This window comes from Streptomyces sp. N50, assembly GCF_033335955.1.
Classification (GTDB): Bacteria; Actinomycetota; Actinomycetes; order Streptomycetales; family Streptomycetaceae; genus Streptomyces.
This window is the reverse complement of record NZ_CP137549.1, coordinates 1,319,680-1,335,380: the sequence shown is the minus strand read 5'-3', so window position 1 is coordinate 1,335,380 and position 15,701 is coordinate 1,319,680. Positions and strand designations below refer to the sequence as shown.

The following is a 15,701-nucleotide window of genomic DNA, read 5'->3' as shown; positions in this document are numbered from 1 at the left end:
CCTGTCGCGACGGCCGAACGGCCGCGACAATGCCAGTCAATGGCTTTGTCGTCTAAATGGCTTTGTCGCCTTTTGACGTCGGGTCGTTCGTGCCGCTGGACAGGCACGCTCGTTCTCCACTGCGGGGCGGTCGGTGCGCCGTTCCCGGTGAGCGGGTCGTAGAAGCACTAACCGATGGGCGAGGGGTACGCATGACCGACACCGGCCAGATCCCGGCCGAGGGGCTGCCGGAGAACGCAGGCATGGTGGAACAGCCAGGCGTTCCCGCGCACGGCGCGTACACCTACCTCTCCGAGACCACCGCCGAGGACGAAGACCTCCTGCTGCTGCCGGGCGCCCAGGGCGCCTGGGGCAACGAGGTCCAGCCTCCCGCCCCCGAGCCCGTTCTCGAGGCGGTCCACGAGCCGGCTCCGCAGGAACCGGCGGCGTACGAGCCGGGCCCGGACGAGGCTGCCGCGCAGGAGCCGGGTGTGTACGCCCCCGCTCCGCCGGAACAAGTTCCGCACGAGGCCGTCGCGTACGAGGCTCCCCTGCCCGAGCCGACCGCGCATGAGGCTGCCGCACACGAAGCCGTCGCACACGAGGCCGCCGCGCCGCAGGAGCCGGTTCTGCAGGAGACCGCTCCGCCCGAGGCCGCCGTGCACGAGCCGGGTCCGCATGAGACCGCCGGCCGTGACAGCGGTTCGGTCGATCTGGGGGGCGTCCGCCTCCCCGCACCGCCGCCGCCCGCGCCGGTTCCGCCGCGCCGTCCGCTGCACCTCGGCCCGCCCCTCCCCGACACCTCCGCGAGCCCGGTCCGCTCCCTCGCCGACCGCGGCCCCGCGGGCGCGCCGGTACGGCAGATGGCCACGCCGGCGACCGGCCCCGAGTACTTCGACGCACCCCAACTCCGCGATCTGCCCCCGCAGGGCGCGGCTCCCTGGGGCGCCCAGGCTCCGGTGAGCGCGGGGGTGCCGACAGCGGAAACGGTTGTTCCGGTTGGCAAACCTGACGGCGAGCTCGTGGCCGAGCCCGTCGGCGGGGGGATCGCCATGGCCCTGGACGCCGGGGTGGTCGTACCGGAGCCGCAGCCGCAGCCCGAGCCGGCTCAGTTCATGGGCGTCGGCGCGAGCACCGGTAAGGACGCAGACCTGGCGAAGGCCCCCGACGCCGGTGGGGCGTGGCAGGGGCACGGGCAGCCGTTCGACGGGGAGCCCGCGGCCGCGTTCGCCCACGTGAGCACGGAGGGCTCCGGACACGCCGGTGTCGCCGAGGCGGGTCAACTGCCGGAGGGTGCGGGCGCTTTCGAGGCCGCGCCGGTTCCGGTTCCGGTTCCCGAGGACGCGTTCGTCGTGGCTGCCGAGCAGGAACCGGAGCAGGTCGCCGTCGCGGTTCCCGTACCGGGTGCGGATGTCGCGCCGGAACCTGAGGTCGCGCCGGAGCCCGAGGCCGTGCCGGAACCTGAGGTCGTGCAGGTTCCCGAGGCGGCGGTCGCTTCCGAGGGTGCGGTGTTGCCGGAGGCCGTCGAGGTGCCGGGAGCCGAAGAGAGCTTCGACGCCGGATTCGCTGTCGCCAACGAGCAGGTCGCCCAGCCCGTGGTCGAGGCTCCCGAAGAGGTACTCGCGCAGGATGCCGCCCCCGAGGCGGTAGCCGTTCCGGAGCCGATCCAGGCGGAGGACGTCATGTACGCCCCCGCGCCCGAGCCGCTTCTCGAAGCCCCGCACGCCCCGCAAGCCCTGCACGTCCCCGAGGTCACCCCGGTCGACGAGCCGCCGGTCATCCAGGAGGCCGAACCAACTCCGGCCGCATTCATGGCAGTTGAGACACCGGTCGCCCCCGAAGCCGAAGTCACCCCGGCCCCCGAGCCCGTCGTAGCCGAATCCCACGTGACGGAGACGGCCGCGCCGGAGCCGGAGTTGCAGCCGGAGTTGCAGCCGCAGCCGCACCCGGACGACTCCCTCGGCCGGTTCGTCCCGGTGGAGGGCTCCGTGCCCACCACCCCCCACCTCGCACCGACCCCGCCGCACCCGCTCGTCCTCCCCGCGGAGGAGCAGCCGGGCGTCGTGGAGGAACCCTTCGCCGCCGTTCCCGCCCCCCGTGAGGCAGACCCGGAACTCGTACAGCACGTGGACGACCTGGACACCCGGGCCGCTGACCAGGAAGAAGAGAGCACGGCCGTAGTGGAAGACGTACGAGAGTCCACCGGCCCCGCGGCTCCCGCCTACGACGACGCCGAGCGCGAGGCCGTGCTCAAGGTGATGCGCGAGCGCCGGGACATCCGGAACGGCTTCCGCAGCGACCCGATCCCGCACGACGTGCTGCTGCGGGTGCTGGAGGCGGCCCACACGGCGCCGTCCGTCGGGCACTCGCAGCCGTGGGACTTCGTCGTCATCCGGTCCGCCGACACCCGCCGGAACATGCACGAACTGGCGCAGAGCCAGCGCGAGGCCTACGCGAAGTCGCTGCCCAAGGGCAGGGCGAAGCAGTTCAAGGAACTGAAGATCGAGGCCATCCTCGACACTCCGGTGAACATCGTCGTCACCGCCGACCCGACGCGTGGCGGCCGCCACACGCTGGGCCGGCACACGCAGCCGCAGATGGCGCCGTACTCCGCCGCGCTCGCCGTCGAGAACCTCTGGCTCGCCGCCCGCGCCGAGGGCCTCGGCGTCGGCTGGGTCAGCTTCTTCGACGAGCGCGAGATGGTCCGCGCGCTCGGCCTGCCGGAGCACCTGGAGGTCATCGCGTACCTCTGCGTCGGCTACGTCGACGAGTTCCCGGACGAGCCCGAACTGATGCAGGCCGGCTGGTCCAAGCGCCGCCCGCTGTCGTGGGTCGTGCACGAGGAGACCTACGGCCGTCGCGCGCTGCCCGGCGAGGACCCGCACGACCTGCTCGCCGAAACCGTCGCCGGGATCCGCCCGCTGGACGCGAAGGCGCTCGGCGAGGCGTGGGAGCGGCAGAAGCGGATGACGAAGCCGCCGGGCTCGCTCGGCATGCTGGAGATCATCTCCGCGCAGTTGTCCGGTCTTTCCCGGCAGTGCCCGCCGCCGATCCCGGAGCCCGCGGCCGTCGCGATCTTCGCCGGCGACCACGGCGTGCACGCGCAAGGGGTCACCCCTTGGCCGCAGGAGGTCACGGCCCAGATGGTCGCCAACTTCCTTGGCGGGGGCGCCGTTTGCAACGCCTTCGCGAGCCAGGTGGGCGCCGAGGTGTGCGTGGTGGATGTGGGCGTCGCGTCCGAACTCCCGGCCACGCCCGGCCTGTTGCCCCGCAAGATCCGCGCGGGCACGTCCGACATGACGACCGGTCCCGCGATGACCCGCGAGGAGGCCAAGCAGGCCATCGAGGTGGGCATCGAGACGGCCCGCGACCTGGTGGCGGCAGGCAACAAGGCGCTGCTCACCGGCGAGATGGGCATCGCGAACACCACGGCGTCGGCGGCCCTGATCTCGGTGTTCACGGACACCGACCCCGCCGAGGTCACCGGCCGGGGCACCGGCATCAACGACGAGACCCTCGCCCGCAAGACGGAGGTCGTGCGCCGCGCGATCGACCTCCACCAGCCGGACCCGGCCGACCCCATCGGCGTCCTCGCAGCGGTCGGCGGCTTCGAACACGCGGCGATGGTCGGCCTGTTGCTCGGCGGCGCGTCCCTGCGTACGCCGGTGATCCTGGACGGCGTCAGCGCGGGCGCCGCGGCTCTCGTGGCCCGCGCGATCGCGCCCGAGGTCCTCGCGGCCTGCATCGCGGGCCACCGCAGCGCGGAACCGGGCCACGTGGCCGCGTTGAACAAGCTCGGCCTGCGCCCCTTGGTCGACCTCGACCTCCGCCTCGGCGAGGGCACGGGCGCGCTGCTGGCCCTGCCGCTGGTGCAGAGCACGGCGCGGGCGATGCACGAGGTGGCGACGTTCGACTCCGCAGGGGTGACGGAAAAGTAGGCGCCCGCAGTAGGCGATGCGGCCCAGCCGGTGGACCGGCTGGGCCGCCCTGACGCCCTGCCCTTAAAATCTGCACGTCAGGGCCACCGCACGCCGTGAAAGCACGCGGGGGAGACCCGCCGCAAAAGAGGAGCCGCACCCTCATGGCCGAACACCCCGCCTACCCCGTAGGCCTCCGCCTCACCGGCCGCCGGGTCGTCGTCCTGGGCGGCGGCCAGGTCGCCCAGCGCCGCCTCCCGGCGCTCATCGCGGCCGGCGCGGACATCACCCTCGTCTCCCCGGAGGCGACCCCCTCCGTCGAGGCGATGGCGGACGCGGGCGAGATCACCTGGGAGCGACGCCCGTACGCGGAAGGCGACCTGGCGAACGCCTGGTACGCCCTGATCGCGACGACGGACCCGGAGGCGAACACCCGGGCCTCCGCGGAAGCCGAGGCCCACCGCGTGTGGTGCGTCCGCTCCGACGACGCCGACCAGGCCACCGCATGGACCCCGGCGACGGGCCACAGCGAGGGCGTGACGGTCGCCGTCCTCACGACCGACGCGCGGGGCCGCGACCCCCGCCACACCGCCGCGATCCGCGACGCGGTCGTCGCGGGCCTGCGCGACGGCACCCTCGTCGCCCCCCACCACCGCACCCGCACCCCGGGCGTCGCCCTGGTCGGCGGCGGCCCCGGCGACCCGGACCTGATCACGGTCCGCGGCCGCCGCCTCCTCGCCGAGGCCGACGTCGTCATCGCCGACCGCCTCGGCCCCCGCGACCTCCTCGCCGAACTCCCCCCGCACGTCGAGGTGATCGACGCGGCGAAGATCCCGTACGGCCGCTACATGGCCCAGGAGGCCATCAACAACGCCCTGATCGAACACGCCAAGCAGGGCAAGTCGGTGGTCCGCCTCAAGGGCGGCGACCCCTTCGTCTACGGCCGCGGCATGGAGGAGGTGCAGGCGCTCGCGGAGGCAGGCATCCCGTGCACGGTCGTGCCGGGCATCTCCAGCTCGATCTCGGTACCCGGGGCCGCGGGCATCCCGGTCACCCATCGCGGTGTAGCACACGAGTTCACGGTGGTCAGCGGCCATGTGGCCCCTGACGACGAGCGTTCGCTGGTCGACTGGCAGTCCCTCGCGAAGCTCACCGGCACCCTCGTGATCCTCATGGGCGTGGACAAGATCGGCAAGATCGCCGAAACCCTGATCGCGCACGGCAAGCCGTCCGACACCCCGGTGGCCCTGATCCAGGAGGGCACGACGGCCGCCCAGCGCCGGGTGGACGCGACCCTGGCGACGGTCGGCGAGACGGCACGCGCCGAGGACGTGAAACCGCCCGCGGTGATCGTCATCGGCGCGGTGGTCACCGTAGGCCCGAAGGCAGTTGCGTAACCCCGGGTAACACAACCCGTTCCCAGCCGTTGGCACCACACCCAGGACAAGGCAGTATCACCCTGTGGCCGATCTCATCACCGTTGAGGATCCCGACGACCCGCGCCTGCGTGACTACACGGGCCTGACCGACGTAGAGCTGCGCCGCAAGCGTGAACCGGCCGAGGGCCTGTTCATCGCCGAGGGCGAGAAGGTCATCAGACGGGCCAAGGACGCGGGCTACGAGATGCGTTCGATGCTGCTGTCCGCGAAGTGGGTCGACGTCATGCGGGACGTCATCGACGAACTCCCGGCTCCCGTCTACGCGGTGAGCCCGGAGCTGGCCGAACGGGTAACCGGCTACCACGTCCACAGAGGCGCCCTGGCCTCCATGCAACGCAAACCGCTCCCCACGGCGGACGAACTCCTCCAGACCACGCGCAGGGTGGTCGTCATGGAGTCCGTCAACGACCACACCAACATCGGCGCGATCTTCCGCTCGGCGGCGGCGCTGGGCATGGACGCGGTCCTGCTGTCCCCCGACTGCGCCGACCCTCTGTACCGCCGCAGCGTGAAGGTCTCCATGGGCGCGGTCTTCTCGGTCCCCTACGCCCGCCTGGACAGCTGGCCCAAGGGTCTGGAGTCGGTCCGGGAGGCGGGCTTCACGCTCCTGGCCCTGACTCCCGACGAGAAGGCGAAGAGCCTGGACGAGGCGGCCCCGCACCGCATGGACCGGGTGGCCCTGATGCTGGGAGCAGAGGGCGACGGCCTCTCGACCCAAGCCCTGGTGGCGGCAGACGAATGGGTCCGCATCCCGATGGCCCACGGCGTCGACTCCCTCAACGTGGGCGCCGCGGCCGCGGTCGCCTTCTACGCGGTGGCCACCGGCCGCCCCGAACTCTAGGAGCCCGCTTGGCCCAGCGCGAGGCGATCGTCGCCGTACTCCGACGCGCAGACCGCGTCCTGGTCATCCGCCGCGGCCCCGACTCGGCCCGCGCGGGCTACTGGGCACCCCTGAGCGGCAAACTGGAACCAGGCGAAACCCAGGAAGAGGCCCTGGTCAGAGAGGTGAAGGAGGAGGTGGGCCTCACGGTCTCCCCCCTCTCCAAGGTCTGGCAGTCCGACACGGACGACGGCACCTTCCGCCTCCACTGGTGGACCGCCACGGAAACGGGCGACGGCACGATCATCCCGGACCCGGGCGAGGTCTCGGAGGTCCGCTGGGTGACGCCGACGGAGTTCCTGACGATGACTCCGGCGTTCGCGGCGGACAGGGAGTTCTTCGAGCACGTGTTGCCGGGGCTGTAGGAACCGGGCTGAGGCTGACTTTTCAGCGCAGGCGGACTGCACTCAGCCCGTCCGGCGTTTGAGGACGAGGCCGTTCAGGCCGAAGGGGGTCTGGGGCGCAGCCCCAGGCGGGGTCGAAGGGGCGGCAGCCCCTGGAGGACGGGAAGGGTAGGGGCGGCGGGGGCGAAAACCACCCCTTACCCGCCGAACCCGTCCGCCCGCACGACACTCCCGTACCCCTGCCGCACACCGTCCCCCGTACGCCCAAGCCCATGAGCCGGCCCCGAACACCCCTGAGCCACAGCAATCCCCAGCGCGACGAGCAGAGTCACCACCACGAACACGAACAACCGCTGCCGCAGCAACCGCGGATTCGCAGGCCGCCGCCCGGTCCCCGTGGTCCGAGGCCCAGGCCGCCCGGCCCCACTACGAGGCGCAGGACGACTCCCACTACCGGACCCGGACCGGGTGGTGTTACGGCCGGACGGAGTGGGCCGGGGAGAACCCGGCCGGGACGGCACCCCGCTCCCACGTGACGGCACCCCACCGCCACCCCCACGCGACGGACTCCCACCACCCCGGGACGACGGCGCGGCACCACGAGGCGCCGGCGTCCCTTGAGAACCCTGAGGATTCTGCGGCCGCCGCTGACTCTGGGTGCGCTGCTGCTCCGGATAACTGTCGGTGAGCCGCCCGGTAGGCCGATCCGCCTCCGCCGCCCGCGGCCCCGGCGGCCGCACATCGGCCATCCCCTGAGCCTCACGCGCGGCGATCTCCTTGAGCCGCAAGGACAGTTGAAGCGTGCTGGGCCGCTCCTCGGGATCCTTCGCGAGGCACGCGCGGACAAGCGGCGCGAGCGCGTCCGGCACCCCGTGCAGCTGCGCCTCCTCGTGCACCACGCGGTACAGCATGACCTCGGAACTACCGTGCCCGAAGGGCGAGTCGGAGGTCGAGGCGTAAGCGAGCGTGGCCCCGAGCGAGAACACATCGGTAGCCGGAGTGACGGCAGCCCCCCGCACCTGCTCGGGCGCGAGGAACCCGGGCGACCCGACCGCCGTACCGACATGCGTGAGTGTCGACGCACCGGTGGCCCAGGCGATACCGAAGTCGATGATCCGAGGACCCTTGGGGGACAGCAGAATGTTCGACGGCTTGAGATCCCGGTGGACGACCCCGGCCTCATGCACCGCGACGAGCCCCTCGGACAGAGCGGCCCCGATCGCGGCGACCTCAGCCGCTCCCAGCGCGCCTTCGTCGGCGACCTTGTCATGCAACGACGGCCCGGGCACGTACTGAGTGGCGAACCACGGCCGATCGGCGTCAAGATCCGCAGCGACCAGCCGGGCCGTGCATCCCCCGCGAATCCGCCGAGCGGCCGAGACCTCGCGCGCGAACCGCGAACGGAACTCCTGGTCCTCCGCCAGATCCGGCCGGATGACCTTCAGCGCGACCCGCTGGCCCTTGCGGTCGGAGCCCAGATAGACGACGCCCATTCCGCCCGCGCCGAGCCGTCTGTGAAGCCTGAACGAGCCGACGACGCGCGGGTCCTCGCGCCTCAGGCGCATCATCGCCATGTTCATCCCCGCTGCCCGGTCCGTGTGACGAGCGACAGCTTACGTTTCCACGGGCGCCCGCGCGCAAAGGCCGCGCCCTCTCGAACCGACGGATTGTCAGTGCCGGGTGGGAAACTTGAAGAGTGGTCAGAGGCGTTGCGAGCAGCAGGACTTCGTACTGCCTCCAACCCCAACCAACCATCACAGAAGGGGGATTGAGCGCGTGAAGGGTGATCGCGTCGAGATAGTGGTGGACGCCGGCGACACAACACGTACGTACGAGGTGGTGGCGAGCAGGGCGGGCCGTCGGGTGGAGACGGCGGTGCGCCGAGGGGTGGTGGAAGTGAGCGAAGTCACCCGCAGTGGCTCCGTCGTCCGTACCGCCCGCTTCATGGCGACCAGGGTCCTCGCCCTGGTCGAGCAGCCGGTCCCGCGCGAGGACAGCTCAGAGAAAGCGGGGCACACCGGACTCCCCCTCCGGGAAGACCCCGAGACGTAGGACCCGGTCTCCACCCAGGGGAGTACTCCGCAGGTCATCGCTCATCCTCCGGGAGGCCCGCCAATCGGTACGAGGGCATGACGACCCGCACCCGCCGCACGCCTAGATTTGAGGTCAAGCGGCGGGTGCAGCACTCGTCCCCCGAGGTCAGACACCCGCCGCTGCCAACGACAACAGAGTTTGGTCAACGGAGCACGGTCAGGAGAGGGACCATGGCCCACACGGCACCGCGGGCATTGATCCGCGAAGAGGGACGCAAGGCGTACAACGCGGCCTTCCACACCCGCCGCACGGGCCGTCGCCACCCACTGGTGGCGACCTTGATGGCACTTCCCTTGGCGGTCCTGCTCCTCGTCGTCTTCGACGGCTGGGAGACCGTGGCCACACAAGCGTCGTCCGTGGGAGTGATGCTGGGGCGCTGAGCGGCGACCCCAGGCCCGGAAGAGCGGTCCGGGCGGGGACATCAACCCATGAAACCCCGTGGGGACGGGGGTGCGGCGGACGGCAAAAAAGCCGGCGCAGCTGGGGAGCTGCGCCGGCTTTGCTTTGCCCTTTTGACGGGTTCCTTCGTGATGCGGGCCAGTGCCTCCAAGCACCGGCCCGCTCCGCATCACTCGGCCCGTCCGGCGTCCACTGCTCAGCGCAGGCAGGCTTCACTCAGCCCCTCCGGCGTCCACTTTTCAGCGCCGGCCGGCATATCCAGCCCGTCCGGCGTTTGAGGACGAGGCCGTTCAGGCCGAAGGGGGTCTGGGGCGCAGCCCCAGGCGGGGTCGAAGGGGCGGCAGCCCCTGGAGGATGGGAAGGGTAGGGGCGGCGGGGGCGAAAACCCTGGGCCCACCCACACAGCCCGCCCGAACCCGCCGTAGAAGTACGCTCGCGACGAACTCCCCACCCCCCCAACCCCCCGCCCCAGGAAGCGCGATGCCCCGCACCCCCTTGCTCTCCGCCCTCACCACCCGAGCCAGGACCATGGCCCACGCGCGCACAACCCCCTGCCCCTGCGGAGCAACCCCCACCCTCACCGACCGCCCCGACGGCACAGTCGTCCGCCACGAGGACACCGTCGCGAAGGCCCACGCCCCGAACACGGACCCCACCGACCTCACCGTCCGCCTCACCACGGCCGCACGACTCCCCGGCATCCTCCTGCCCCCACTCGACCCCACCCCCCTCCACCTGCACGACCGCTGGGCGACGTGCTGGCCGTACGGCACCCCCGTAGACCCGGACGACCCGGACGCGGCCCCCTGGGAAGCCGCGGCCACCCTCCTCGCCCACCTCCACCGCACCCCGGCCCCCACCCCGCTCCCACCCATGCGAGGCCCCCTCAAGGCGGTCCGAGCGATCACCCGGCTCCGCGAGGCCGGCCCCCACCCCGCCGCGGCCCCCGTCCTGCGCGCCTGGACCCGCCTCCCCGCCTGGGCCCGCGCGGAGGCCCCCCAGCCCGACACCACCACCCTCTGCCACGGCGACCTGCACCTCGGCCAACTCGTCCGCCACCCGGCCCCCGACGGCCCGTGGCTGCTGATCGACGTCGACGACCTGGGCGTAGGAGTCCCCGGCTGGGACCTCGCCCGCCCCGCCGCCTGGTACGCCTGCGGCCTGCTCCCGCCCGACGAGTGGACCCGCTTCCTGACCGCGTACCGCGAGGCGGGCGGCCCGGCCGTTCCCGCCACCGGCGACCCTTGGCCCGCCCTGGACATCCCGGCCCGCGCCCTCACCGTGCAGACCGCCGCCCTGGCGATCGTCAAGGCGGTCACAGCGGGCCGGCCGCTCGACGAGGTGGAGCAGGCCGTCGTGGACGCGTGTGACCGAATGGGTTCCGTACCGCCCGAGTTGGCGCCCGGATCCGCGAAGTAGGGTGCAACCGACCGGGGTCGGACGGAGTCTGTCCTGGGGAAACACCAAGATGTCCCGATGGGCGAGGAGTTGAGCCGAGCATGCAGTGTCCGAAGTGCCATGCGCCGATGCACACGTACAACCGCAACGGTGTCCAGATCGAGCAGTGCAGCAACTGCCGGGGGATCTTTCTCGACTACGGCGAGCTGGAGGCGCTGACCCGCGTGGAGTCCCAGTGGCAGCAGCCCGCCCCGCCGCCCCCGGGCCCGCAGGCCTACCCCGCCCCGCCCGCGCCCGCCTGGGGCGCCCCGCACGGTGGTGGTCACGGTGGTGGCCACTACGGCGGTCACGGCGGCCACCACCGGCACAAGAGCTTCGGCCACATGCTGTTCTCCAGCTGACCGGTATATACACGGGCACACGAAGAAGCCCCCGACCGTACGAGACGGCCGGGGGCTTCGGAGTGTGGACGATACTGGGATTGAACCAGTGACCTCTTCCGTGTCAGGGAAGCGCTCTCCCGCTGAGCTAATCGTCCTCGGGACCATGATCCGAAGATCATGGGTAGTGCTGCGTGCGCGATACTGGGATTGAACCAGTGACCTCTTCCGTGTCAGGGAAGCGCTCTCCCGCTGAGCTAATCGCGCGGGGATCCTTGCGGACCAAGTCCTTGCGGACCAGTGGACGATACTGGGATTGAACCAGTGACCTCTTCCGTGTCAGGGAAGCGCTCTCCCGCTGAGCTAATCGTCCTTGGAGGTGGAGACGGGATTTGAACCCGTGTAGACGGCTTTGCAGGCCGTTGCCTCGCCTCTCGGCCACTCCACCAGGAGTGCGGGGGGTCGGGAAGATCCCCCACTTTCCTGCGAGCGGACGACCAGGTTCGAACTGGCGACCTCAACCTTGGCAAGGTTGCGCTCTACCAACTGAGCTACGTCCGCTTGTCGTTTCCGCTCGGCTTGCGCGTCGCGGCGACGAGTTGAACTCTAGCGGATTCCGGGGCCAGCACAAAAACGCGTTTGTGCAGCGTGCTGGCCTGCGACTACGGGAACACATGGTCAGGGCGGTCACGGGGACACGGCCGGGCAACCTGGAAGACACCCGCCATAGACTCGACGGCGTGTCCCGCCTCGCCCCTCTCGTCCGTTTCGGCGGCCGTGTCGCCACCGGTCTCCTCGATGTCACCAGCGACCCCGCGGCCCTGGACTCCACCGGCTTCTGGGCGGTCGCGGCCGACTTCGAGGGCCGTCTGACCTGCGCGCGCTTCCGCGACGTACGGCACGAACCGGTCCCGGCGCCCGCCCCCGGCGCCTGGCGCGCCCCCGCGACCGAGGCCTGGACCTCCTCCCTCGACCGGGCCGCCTACACCGCCGGCGTCCGCCGTATCCGGGAGCACATCGCGGCCGGCGAGGTCTACCAGGCCAACCTGTGCCGTGTCCTGTCCGCACCGGTAGCCGCCGACGCGGACGTCGACGCCCTCACCGCTCTGCTCGCACGCGGCAACCCGGCGCCGTACGCAGGAACGATCCGCTTGCCCGACCACGGCGTGGAGATAGCCACCGCTTCCCCCGAACTCTTCCTGCGCCGCACCGGCAAGGTCGTCGAGTCCGGCCCGATCAAGGGCACCGGGCGGACGGAGGCGGATCTGCTGCAGAAGGACTACGCCGAGAACGTGATGATCGTGGACCTGGTCCGCAACGACCTCGGCCGCGTGTGCGCCACGGGGACCGTGACCGTGCCGGACCTGTGCGTCGTCGAGAAGCACCCCGGACTGGTCCACCTTGTGTCGACGGTGCGGGGTGAGCTGCCCGCGGACGCCGGCTGGCCGGAGCTGCTGGCCGCCGCGTTCCCGCCCGGGAGTGTCACCGGCGCGCCCAAGTCCAGCGCCCTGCGCATCATCGACGCCCTGGAGACCGCGCCCCGCGGTCCCTACTGCGGGGGCATCGGCTGGGTCGACGCGGACCGGGGGACCGGTGAACTGGCCGTAGGCATCCGCACGTTCTGGATCGACCGCGCCGACGGCGTGCTGCGCTTCGGCACCGGCGCGGGCATCACCTGGGGTTCGGACCCCGAGGGGGAGTGGCGGGAGACCGAGCTGAAGGCGTCACGGCTGCTCGCGATAGCGTCGGGCGCGTACGAGGTGAGCGGAGAGGCTCTTTCATGAAGATCTGGCTCGACGGCGGGCTGCAGGACACCGAGTCCGCCCGTGTCTCCGTCTTCGACCACGGACTGACCGTGGGCGACGGCATTTTCGAGACGGTGAAGACGACGGACGGCAGGACGTTCGCGCTGACCCGGCATCTCGACCGGCTGACCCGTTCCGCGCGCGGCCTCGGGCTGCCCGACCCCGACCTGGACGAGGTCCGCCGCGGCTGCGCGGCCGTCCTCGACGCCAACCCGATGCCGCTGGGCCGGCTCCGCATCACGTACACCGGTGGCCACGGCCCCCTCGGCTCCGACCGGGGCGAACACGGCCCCACCCTCGTCGTCGCCCTCGGCGAGGCGAACCGCCGCCCCGACTCCACGGCCGCCGTCACGGTCCCCTGGACCCGCAACGAACGCGGCGCCCTCACCGGCCTCAAGACGACGTCGTACGCCGAGAACGTCGTCGCCCTCGCCCGCGCCCACCAACACGGCGCCTCCGAGGCCCTGTTCGCCAACACGGTCGGCCAACTCTGCGAGGGCACAGGGTCGAACGTCTTCGTCGTCCTCGACGGCGAGATCCACACCCCGCCGGTCACCTCCGGCTGTCTCGCGGGCATCACCCGCGCCCTGACCGTCGAATGGACCGGCGCCAAGGAGACCGACCTCCCGCTGGACGTCCTGGAACGCGCCGACGAGGTCTTCCTCACGTCGTCCCTGCGGGACGTCCAGGCCGTCCACCTGGTCGACGGGCGTCAACTCCCGGGCGCGGCAGGCCCGGTGACCGCCAAGGCCATGCGTGTCTTCGACGAGCGGTCGGGCGACGACCTCGATCCGTAGGGCCCATAGGGGCCGTGGTTAATGGGCTGACCTGGGGCTCCGGTCCGGGTAGAACTCCTTTGATGACTACGACCCTGCGGCCGACCGAGCCGCTTCAGCAGGAGGCCGACGGGACCCGCTCGCGCCGCTACCAGGTGTGCGTGAACAGCCGTCCCGTCGGCTCGATACACCTCGGCACGAGTCCCTTCTTCGGCGCTGCGGTGGCCCAGATCCGGGACCTGCGCATCGAGGAGCCGGACCGTCGGCGCGGCCGGGGCACCGTGGCCGCGCTCGCCGCCGAGGAGGTGGCGCGGGGCTGGGGCTGCGCGCGGATCGAGGCGTCCGTGCCGGCGGAGGCGGAGGTGGCGCTCAAATTGGCGACCAACCTCGGATACGTCGTCCGCAACCGCCACATGGAGAAGCCCCTCGGCGCCACCGCGCCCGAACTGCCCGCGGGAAGCCGGGGCCGGCCGATGACCCGGGAGGAGTTCGGCCCCTGGCAGGTGCTCGACACAGAGTCCTTCATCGAGAGCTGGACCGAGCGCGGGGTGCCCGAGGCGGAGGCCAGGACGAAGGCGCTTCAGGGCAATGCCGCTCTGCTGCCCCATGGAGTGGACACCGCGGACATGGCGTTCAGCGTCCTGGAGCACGAGGGGACCGCGGTCGGCACGCTCTGGACGGGCCCCCGTGACGGCAAGGCCTTCGTCTACAAGGTCGAGGCCGACGCGCGTCATCGGGGCAGGGGCCACGGCCGCACCCTGATGCTCCTGGCCGAGGCGCAGGGCATCGCGACCGGTCTGCCGGTCATCCGGCTGAACGTCTTCGCGGGCAACGCCCCGGCCGAGCGGCTCTACGAGTCACTCGGCTACGAGACGACCACCTACCACCTGTACAAGAGCCTGCTCTGACGGCTGCCCCGAGGCTCACTCACCCCCGGCGAGCAACCGGTCGGCGATCTCCTCGATACGGGCGCGGAGCCCGTCCTGGCTCTTGCCGCCGTCGAGAAGCTCGCCGCCGATGACGTACGTCGGGGTGCCGGTCACGCCGATGGCCTTGCCCTCGGCCTGGTCGGCGTCGACGATCAGGATGTGCCGGCCGTCGATCAGCGCGGTGTCGAACTCCTCGGCGTCCAGACCGAGTTCACCGGCCACCTCGACCAGGAAGGGTTCTCCCTTACGGTCCAGCTCCGCGACCCGGCCGAGCACGGCCTCGACGTAGTCCCAGCCCCGCCCCTGTTCCACGGCCTCCTCGGCGGCCTGCGCGGCGGCGAAGGCGTGCTTGTGCTTCTCCAGCGGGAAGTGCCGCAGCCGCACCTCCAGCCGGTCGCCGTAGCGGGCCCGCAGGGCGCGTACATCGTCCAGGGCGGTGTTGCAGTCCGGGCACTGGAGCTCGCACCAGACGTCGAGGACGGGGGTGCGCACGGAGGGGAGGTCACTCATGCGCCCAGTCTCCCAGCCCGGCCGCACCGCTCCCAACCAGGGCCACGGGCCGTACGCGGACGACACCGACCGTCACCTAGGGGCCGCAGCCGTACGACGCCGACCGGCACCTGGGGAGGATGCGACCCGGAGATGTCCCTGATGTCCTACCGGGGCATGGCCTCCCGGGGACCGGACGGTGCAGGATGGAAGGGACGAAGTGCACGCCCGACCTGTGCCTGCCCGACGGATCTGCCTGGAGGACCGGATGATTGCCGAGACCGTCTGTTCCGCCGTCTCCGCGGCCGGCCTGGGCATCGCGGCGGTCACGGCGTATCGCAAGCGATTTCTCTCCGCCGCCCGTATCGCCGCCTATTCGCTGGTGCCGGTCGGCCTGGTGATGACCGGGGTCGTCGGCTGGGCGGCCGACACCGCGTTCAGTCCCACGGCCTGGGCGGGTTTCGTGGTGCTGGGCGGCGCCTGGCTGCTCTTCATGGGCACCCGGGCCGTCGAACGCCGCCGTGGCGGTGGCGGCACCCGTAAGGAACGCAAGGCGGCCCGGGCCTCGGGCCAGTCGGACGCGGTGGCTCCGGCGGCCTCCGCACCCTCGCTGGGTCCGGCCAAGCGCCCGGCGACCCGGCCGGCGGCCGCGCCCCGCGCGCAGGGCGGGGACGACTTCAGCGACATCGAGGCCATCCTCAAGAAGCACGGCATATGACGGTCGGACGGGACCGCGACGGAAACGACACAGAGTGAGCCAGGTCCGCCGGTAAGCGTTCAGGAGTCGTCGCGACTCGAAACGGACATCACGGAATTCGGCGAACTCCCTCTCATAGCGGGCGTGTTGATCGCGTCAGGGGCCTCCGCTGCGT

The 15,701-nt window shown here is 71.6% G+C and carries 14 protein-coding genes and 5 tRNA genes; 12 read left to right on the top strand and 7 right to left on the bottom strand.

Going from position 1 to position 15,701, the window contains the following annotated elements:
- Positions 1-191 precede the first annotated feature (191 nt).
- The 4 genes from cobT to R2B38_RS05560 all read left to right on the top strand — a co-directional run bounded on the left by cobT (position 192) and on the right by R2B38_RS05560 (position 6,580).
- Positions 192-3,917, top strand: coding sequence for a nicotinate-nucleotide--dimethylbenzimidazole phosphoribosyltransferase (cobT, locus tag R2B38_RS05575; protein ID WP_318015222.1), 3,726 nt, complete (start codon positions 192-194; stop codon positions 3,915-3,917).
- Positions 3,918-4,060: 143 nt separating this feature from the next.
- Complete coding sequence (gene cobA / locus R2B38_RS05570; protein WP_318015221.1) at positions 4,061-5,293, top strand: uroporphyrinogen-III C-methyltransferase; 1,233 nt, start codon at positions 4,061-4,063, stop codon at positions 5,291-5,293.
- Positions 5,294-5,357: 64 nt separating this feature from the next.
- Positions 5,358-6,176 (top strand): TrmH family RNA methyltransferase, encoded by an 819-nt coding sequence (locus R2B38_RS05565; protein WP_019059837.1) that lies wholly within the window; start codon positions 5,358-5,360, stop codon positions 6,174-6,176.
- Between the two features lie 8 nt (positions 6,177-6,184).
- Positions 6,185-6,580: an NUDIX hydrolase gene (locus R2B38_RS05560; protein WP_318015220.1), complete on the top strand. Its 396-nt coding sequence runs from the start codon at positions 6,185-6,187 to the stop codon at positions 6,578-6,580.
- A gap of 176 nt (positions 6,581-6,756) precedes the next feature.
- On the opposite strand, the gene R2B38_RS05555 is transcribed toward R2B38_RS05560, so the two are convergent.
- Positions 6,757-8,139 (bottom strand): serine/threonine-protein kinase, encoded by a 1,383-nt coding sequence (locus R2B38_RS05555; protein ID WP_318015219.1) that lies wholly within the window; start codon positions 8,137-8,139, stop codon positions 6,757-6,759.
- A gap of 196 nt (positions 8,140-8,335) precedes the next feature.
- Between R2B38_RS05555 and R2B38_RS05550 the strand changes: the two genes are divergently transcribed.
- The 4 genes from R2B38_RS05550 to R2B38_RS05535 all read left to right on the top strand — a co-directional run bounded on the left by R2B38_RS05550 (position 8,336) and on the right by R2B38_RS05535 (position 10,851).
- Complete coding sequence (locus R2B38_RS05550) at positions 8,336-8,611, top strand: hypothetical protein (RefSeq protein WP_033282228.1); 276 nt, start codon at positions 8,336-8,338, stop codon at positions 8,609-8,611.
- Between the two features lie 212 nt (positions 8,612-8,823).
- On the top strand, positions 8,824-9,033 hold the full coding sequence (locus tag R2B38_RS05545) for a hypothetical protein (protein ID WP_317888187.1): 210 nt from the start codon (positions 8,824-8,826) through the stop codon (positions 9,031-9,033).
- A gap of 499 nt (positions 9,034-9,532) precedes the next feature.
- Positions 9,533-10,471: an aminoglycoside phosphotransferase family protein gene (locus tag R2B38_RS05540; protein ID WP_318015218.1), complete on the top strand. Its 939-nt coding sequence runs from the start codon at positions 9,533-9,535 to the stop codon at positions 10,469-10,471.
- A gap of 80 nt (positions 10,472-10,551) precedes the next feature.
- On the top strand, positions 10,552-10,851 hold the full coding sequence (locus R2B38_RS05535; RefSeq protein ID WP_318015217.1) for a zf-TFIIB domain-containing protein: 300 nt from the start codon (positions 10,552-10,554) through the stop codon (positions 10,849-10,851).
- Between the two features lie 65 nt (positions 10,852-10,916).
- Here the strand turns inward: R2B38_RS05535 and R2B38_RS05530 are convergent.
- From R2B38_RS05530 to R2B38_RS05510, 5 genes are all read right to left on the bottom strand, one after another.
- A tRNA-Val gene (locus R2B38_RS05530) sits at positions 10,917-10,988 on the bottom strand.
- Between the two features lie 37 nt (positions 10,989-11,025).
- Positions 11,026-11,097: transfer RNA gene (locus R2B38_RS05525), tRNA-Val, on the bottom strand.
- 34 nt (positions 11,098-11,131) lie between these two features.
- Positions 11,132-11,203: transfer RNA gene (locus R2B38_RS05520), tRNA-Val, on the bottom strand.
- 1 nt (position 11,204) lies between these two features.
- Positions 11,205-11,278: transfer RNA gene (locus R2B38_RS05515), tRNA-Cys, on the bottom strand.
- A 40-nt stretch (positions 11,279-11,318) separates the two neighbouring features.
- Positions 11,319-11,391: transfer RNA gene (locus R2B38_RS05510), tRNA-Gly, on the bottom strand.
- A 179-nt stretch (positions 11,392-11,570) separates the two neighbouring features.
- Here R2B38_RS05510 and R2B38_RS05505 point away from each other — a divergent pair.
- The 3 genes from R2B38_RS05505 (at position 11,571) to R2B38_RS05495 (ending at position 14,319) form a co-directional block, all read left to right on the top strand.
- On the top strand, positions 11,571-12,614 hold the full coding sequence (locus tag R2B38_RS05505) for a chorismate-binding protein (RefSeq protein ID WP_318015216.1): 1,044 nt from the start codon (positions 11,571-11,573) through the stop codon (positions 12,612-12,614).
- Positions 12,611-13,432 carry an aminodeoxychorismate lyase gene (locus R2B38_RS05500; protein WP_318015215.1) on the top strand — a complete coding sequence of 274 codons (822 nt, stop codon included), beginning with the start codon at positions 12,611-12,613 and terminating at the stop codon, positions 13,430-13,432. The genes R2B38_RS05505 and R2B38_RS05500 overlap by 4 nt, the downstream gene beginning before the upstream one ends.
- Before the next feature lie 62 nt (positions 13,433-13,494).
- Positions 13,495-14,319, top strand: a complete 825-nt coding sequence (locus R2B38_RS05495; RefSeq protein ID WP_318015214.1) for a GNAT family N-acetyltransferase — start codon at positions 13,495-13,497, stop codon at positions 14,317-14,319.
- Between the two features lie 15 nt (positions 14,320-14,334).
- Here R2B38_RS05495 and R2B38_RS05490 read toward each other — a convergent pair whose 3' ends face one another.
- Positions 14,335-14,850: a DsbA family protein gene (locus R2B38_RS05490; protein WP_318015213.1), complete on the bottom strand. Its 516-nt coding sequence runs from the start codon at positions 14,848-14,850 to the stop codon at positions 14,335-14,337.
- A 247-nt stretch (positions 14,851-15,097) separates the two neighbouring features.
- On the opposite strand from R2B38_RS05490, the gene R2B38_RS05485 reads away from it, so the two are divergent.
- On the top strand, positions 15,098-15,547 hold the full coding sequence (locus R2B38_RS05485; protein WP_033282236.1) for a hypothetical protein: 450 nt from the start codon (positions 15,098-15,100) through the stop codon (positions 15,545-15,547).
- Positions 15,548-15,701: the final 154 nt, after the last annotated feature.

What these genes read in the sequence shown, in the direction of transcription:
- cobT (WP_318015222.1), top strand. Translation starts at nt 192, where the DNA reads ATGACCGACACCGGCCAGATCCCGGCCGAGGGGCTGCCGGAGAACGCA.
- cobA (WP_318015221.1), top strand. Translation starts at nt 4,061, where the DNA reads ATGGCCGAACACCCCGCCTACCCCGTAGGCCTCCGCCTCACCGGCCGC.
- R2B38_RS05555 (WP_318015219.1), bottom strand. Translation starts at nt 8,139, where the DNA reads ATGAACATGGCGATGATGCGCCTGAGGCGCGAGGACCCGCGCGTCGTC.
- R2B38_RS05545 (WP_317888187.1), top strand. Translation starts at nt 8,824, where the DNA reads ATGGCCCACACGGCACCGCGGGCATTGATCCGCGAAGAGGGACGCAAG.
- R2B38_RS05540 (WP_318015218.1), top strand. Translation starts at nt 9,533, where the DNA reads ATGCCCCGCACCCCCTTGCTCTCCGCCCTCACCACCCGAGCCAGGACC.
- R2B38_RS05535 (WP_318015217.1), top strand. Translation starts at nt 10,552, where the DNA reads ATGCAGTGTCCGAAGTGCCATGCGCCGATGCACACGTACAACCGCAAC.
- R2B38_RS05500 (WP_318015215.1), top strand. Translation starts at nt 12,611, where the DNA reads ATGAAGATCTGGCTCGACGGCGGGCTGCAGGACACCGAGTCCGCCCGT.
- R2B38_RS05495 (WP_318015214.1), top strand. Translation starts at nt 13,495, where the DNA reads ATGACTACGACCCTGCGGCCGACCGAGCCGCTTCAGCAGGAGGCCGAC.
- R2B38_RS05490 (WP_318015213.1), bottom strand. Translation starts at nt 14,850, where the DNA reads ATGAGTGACCTCCCCTCCGTGCGCACCCCCGTCCTCGACGTCTGGTGC.
- R2B38_RS05485 (WP_033282236.1), top strand. Translation starts at nt 15,098, where the DNA reads ATGATTGCCGAGACCGTCTGTTCCGCCGTCTCCGCGGCCGGCCTGGGC.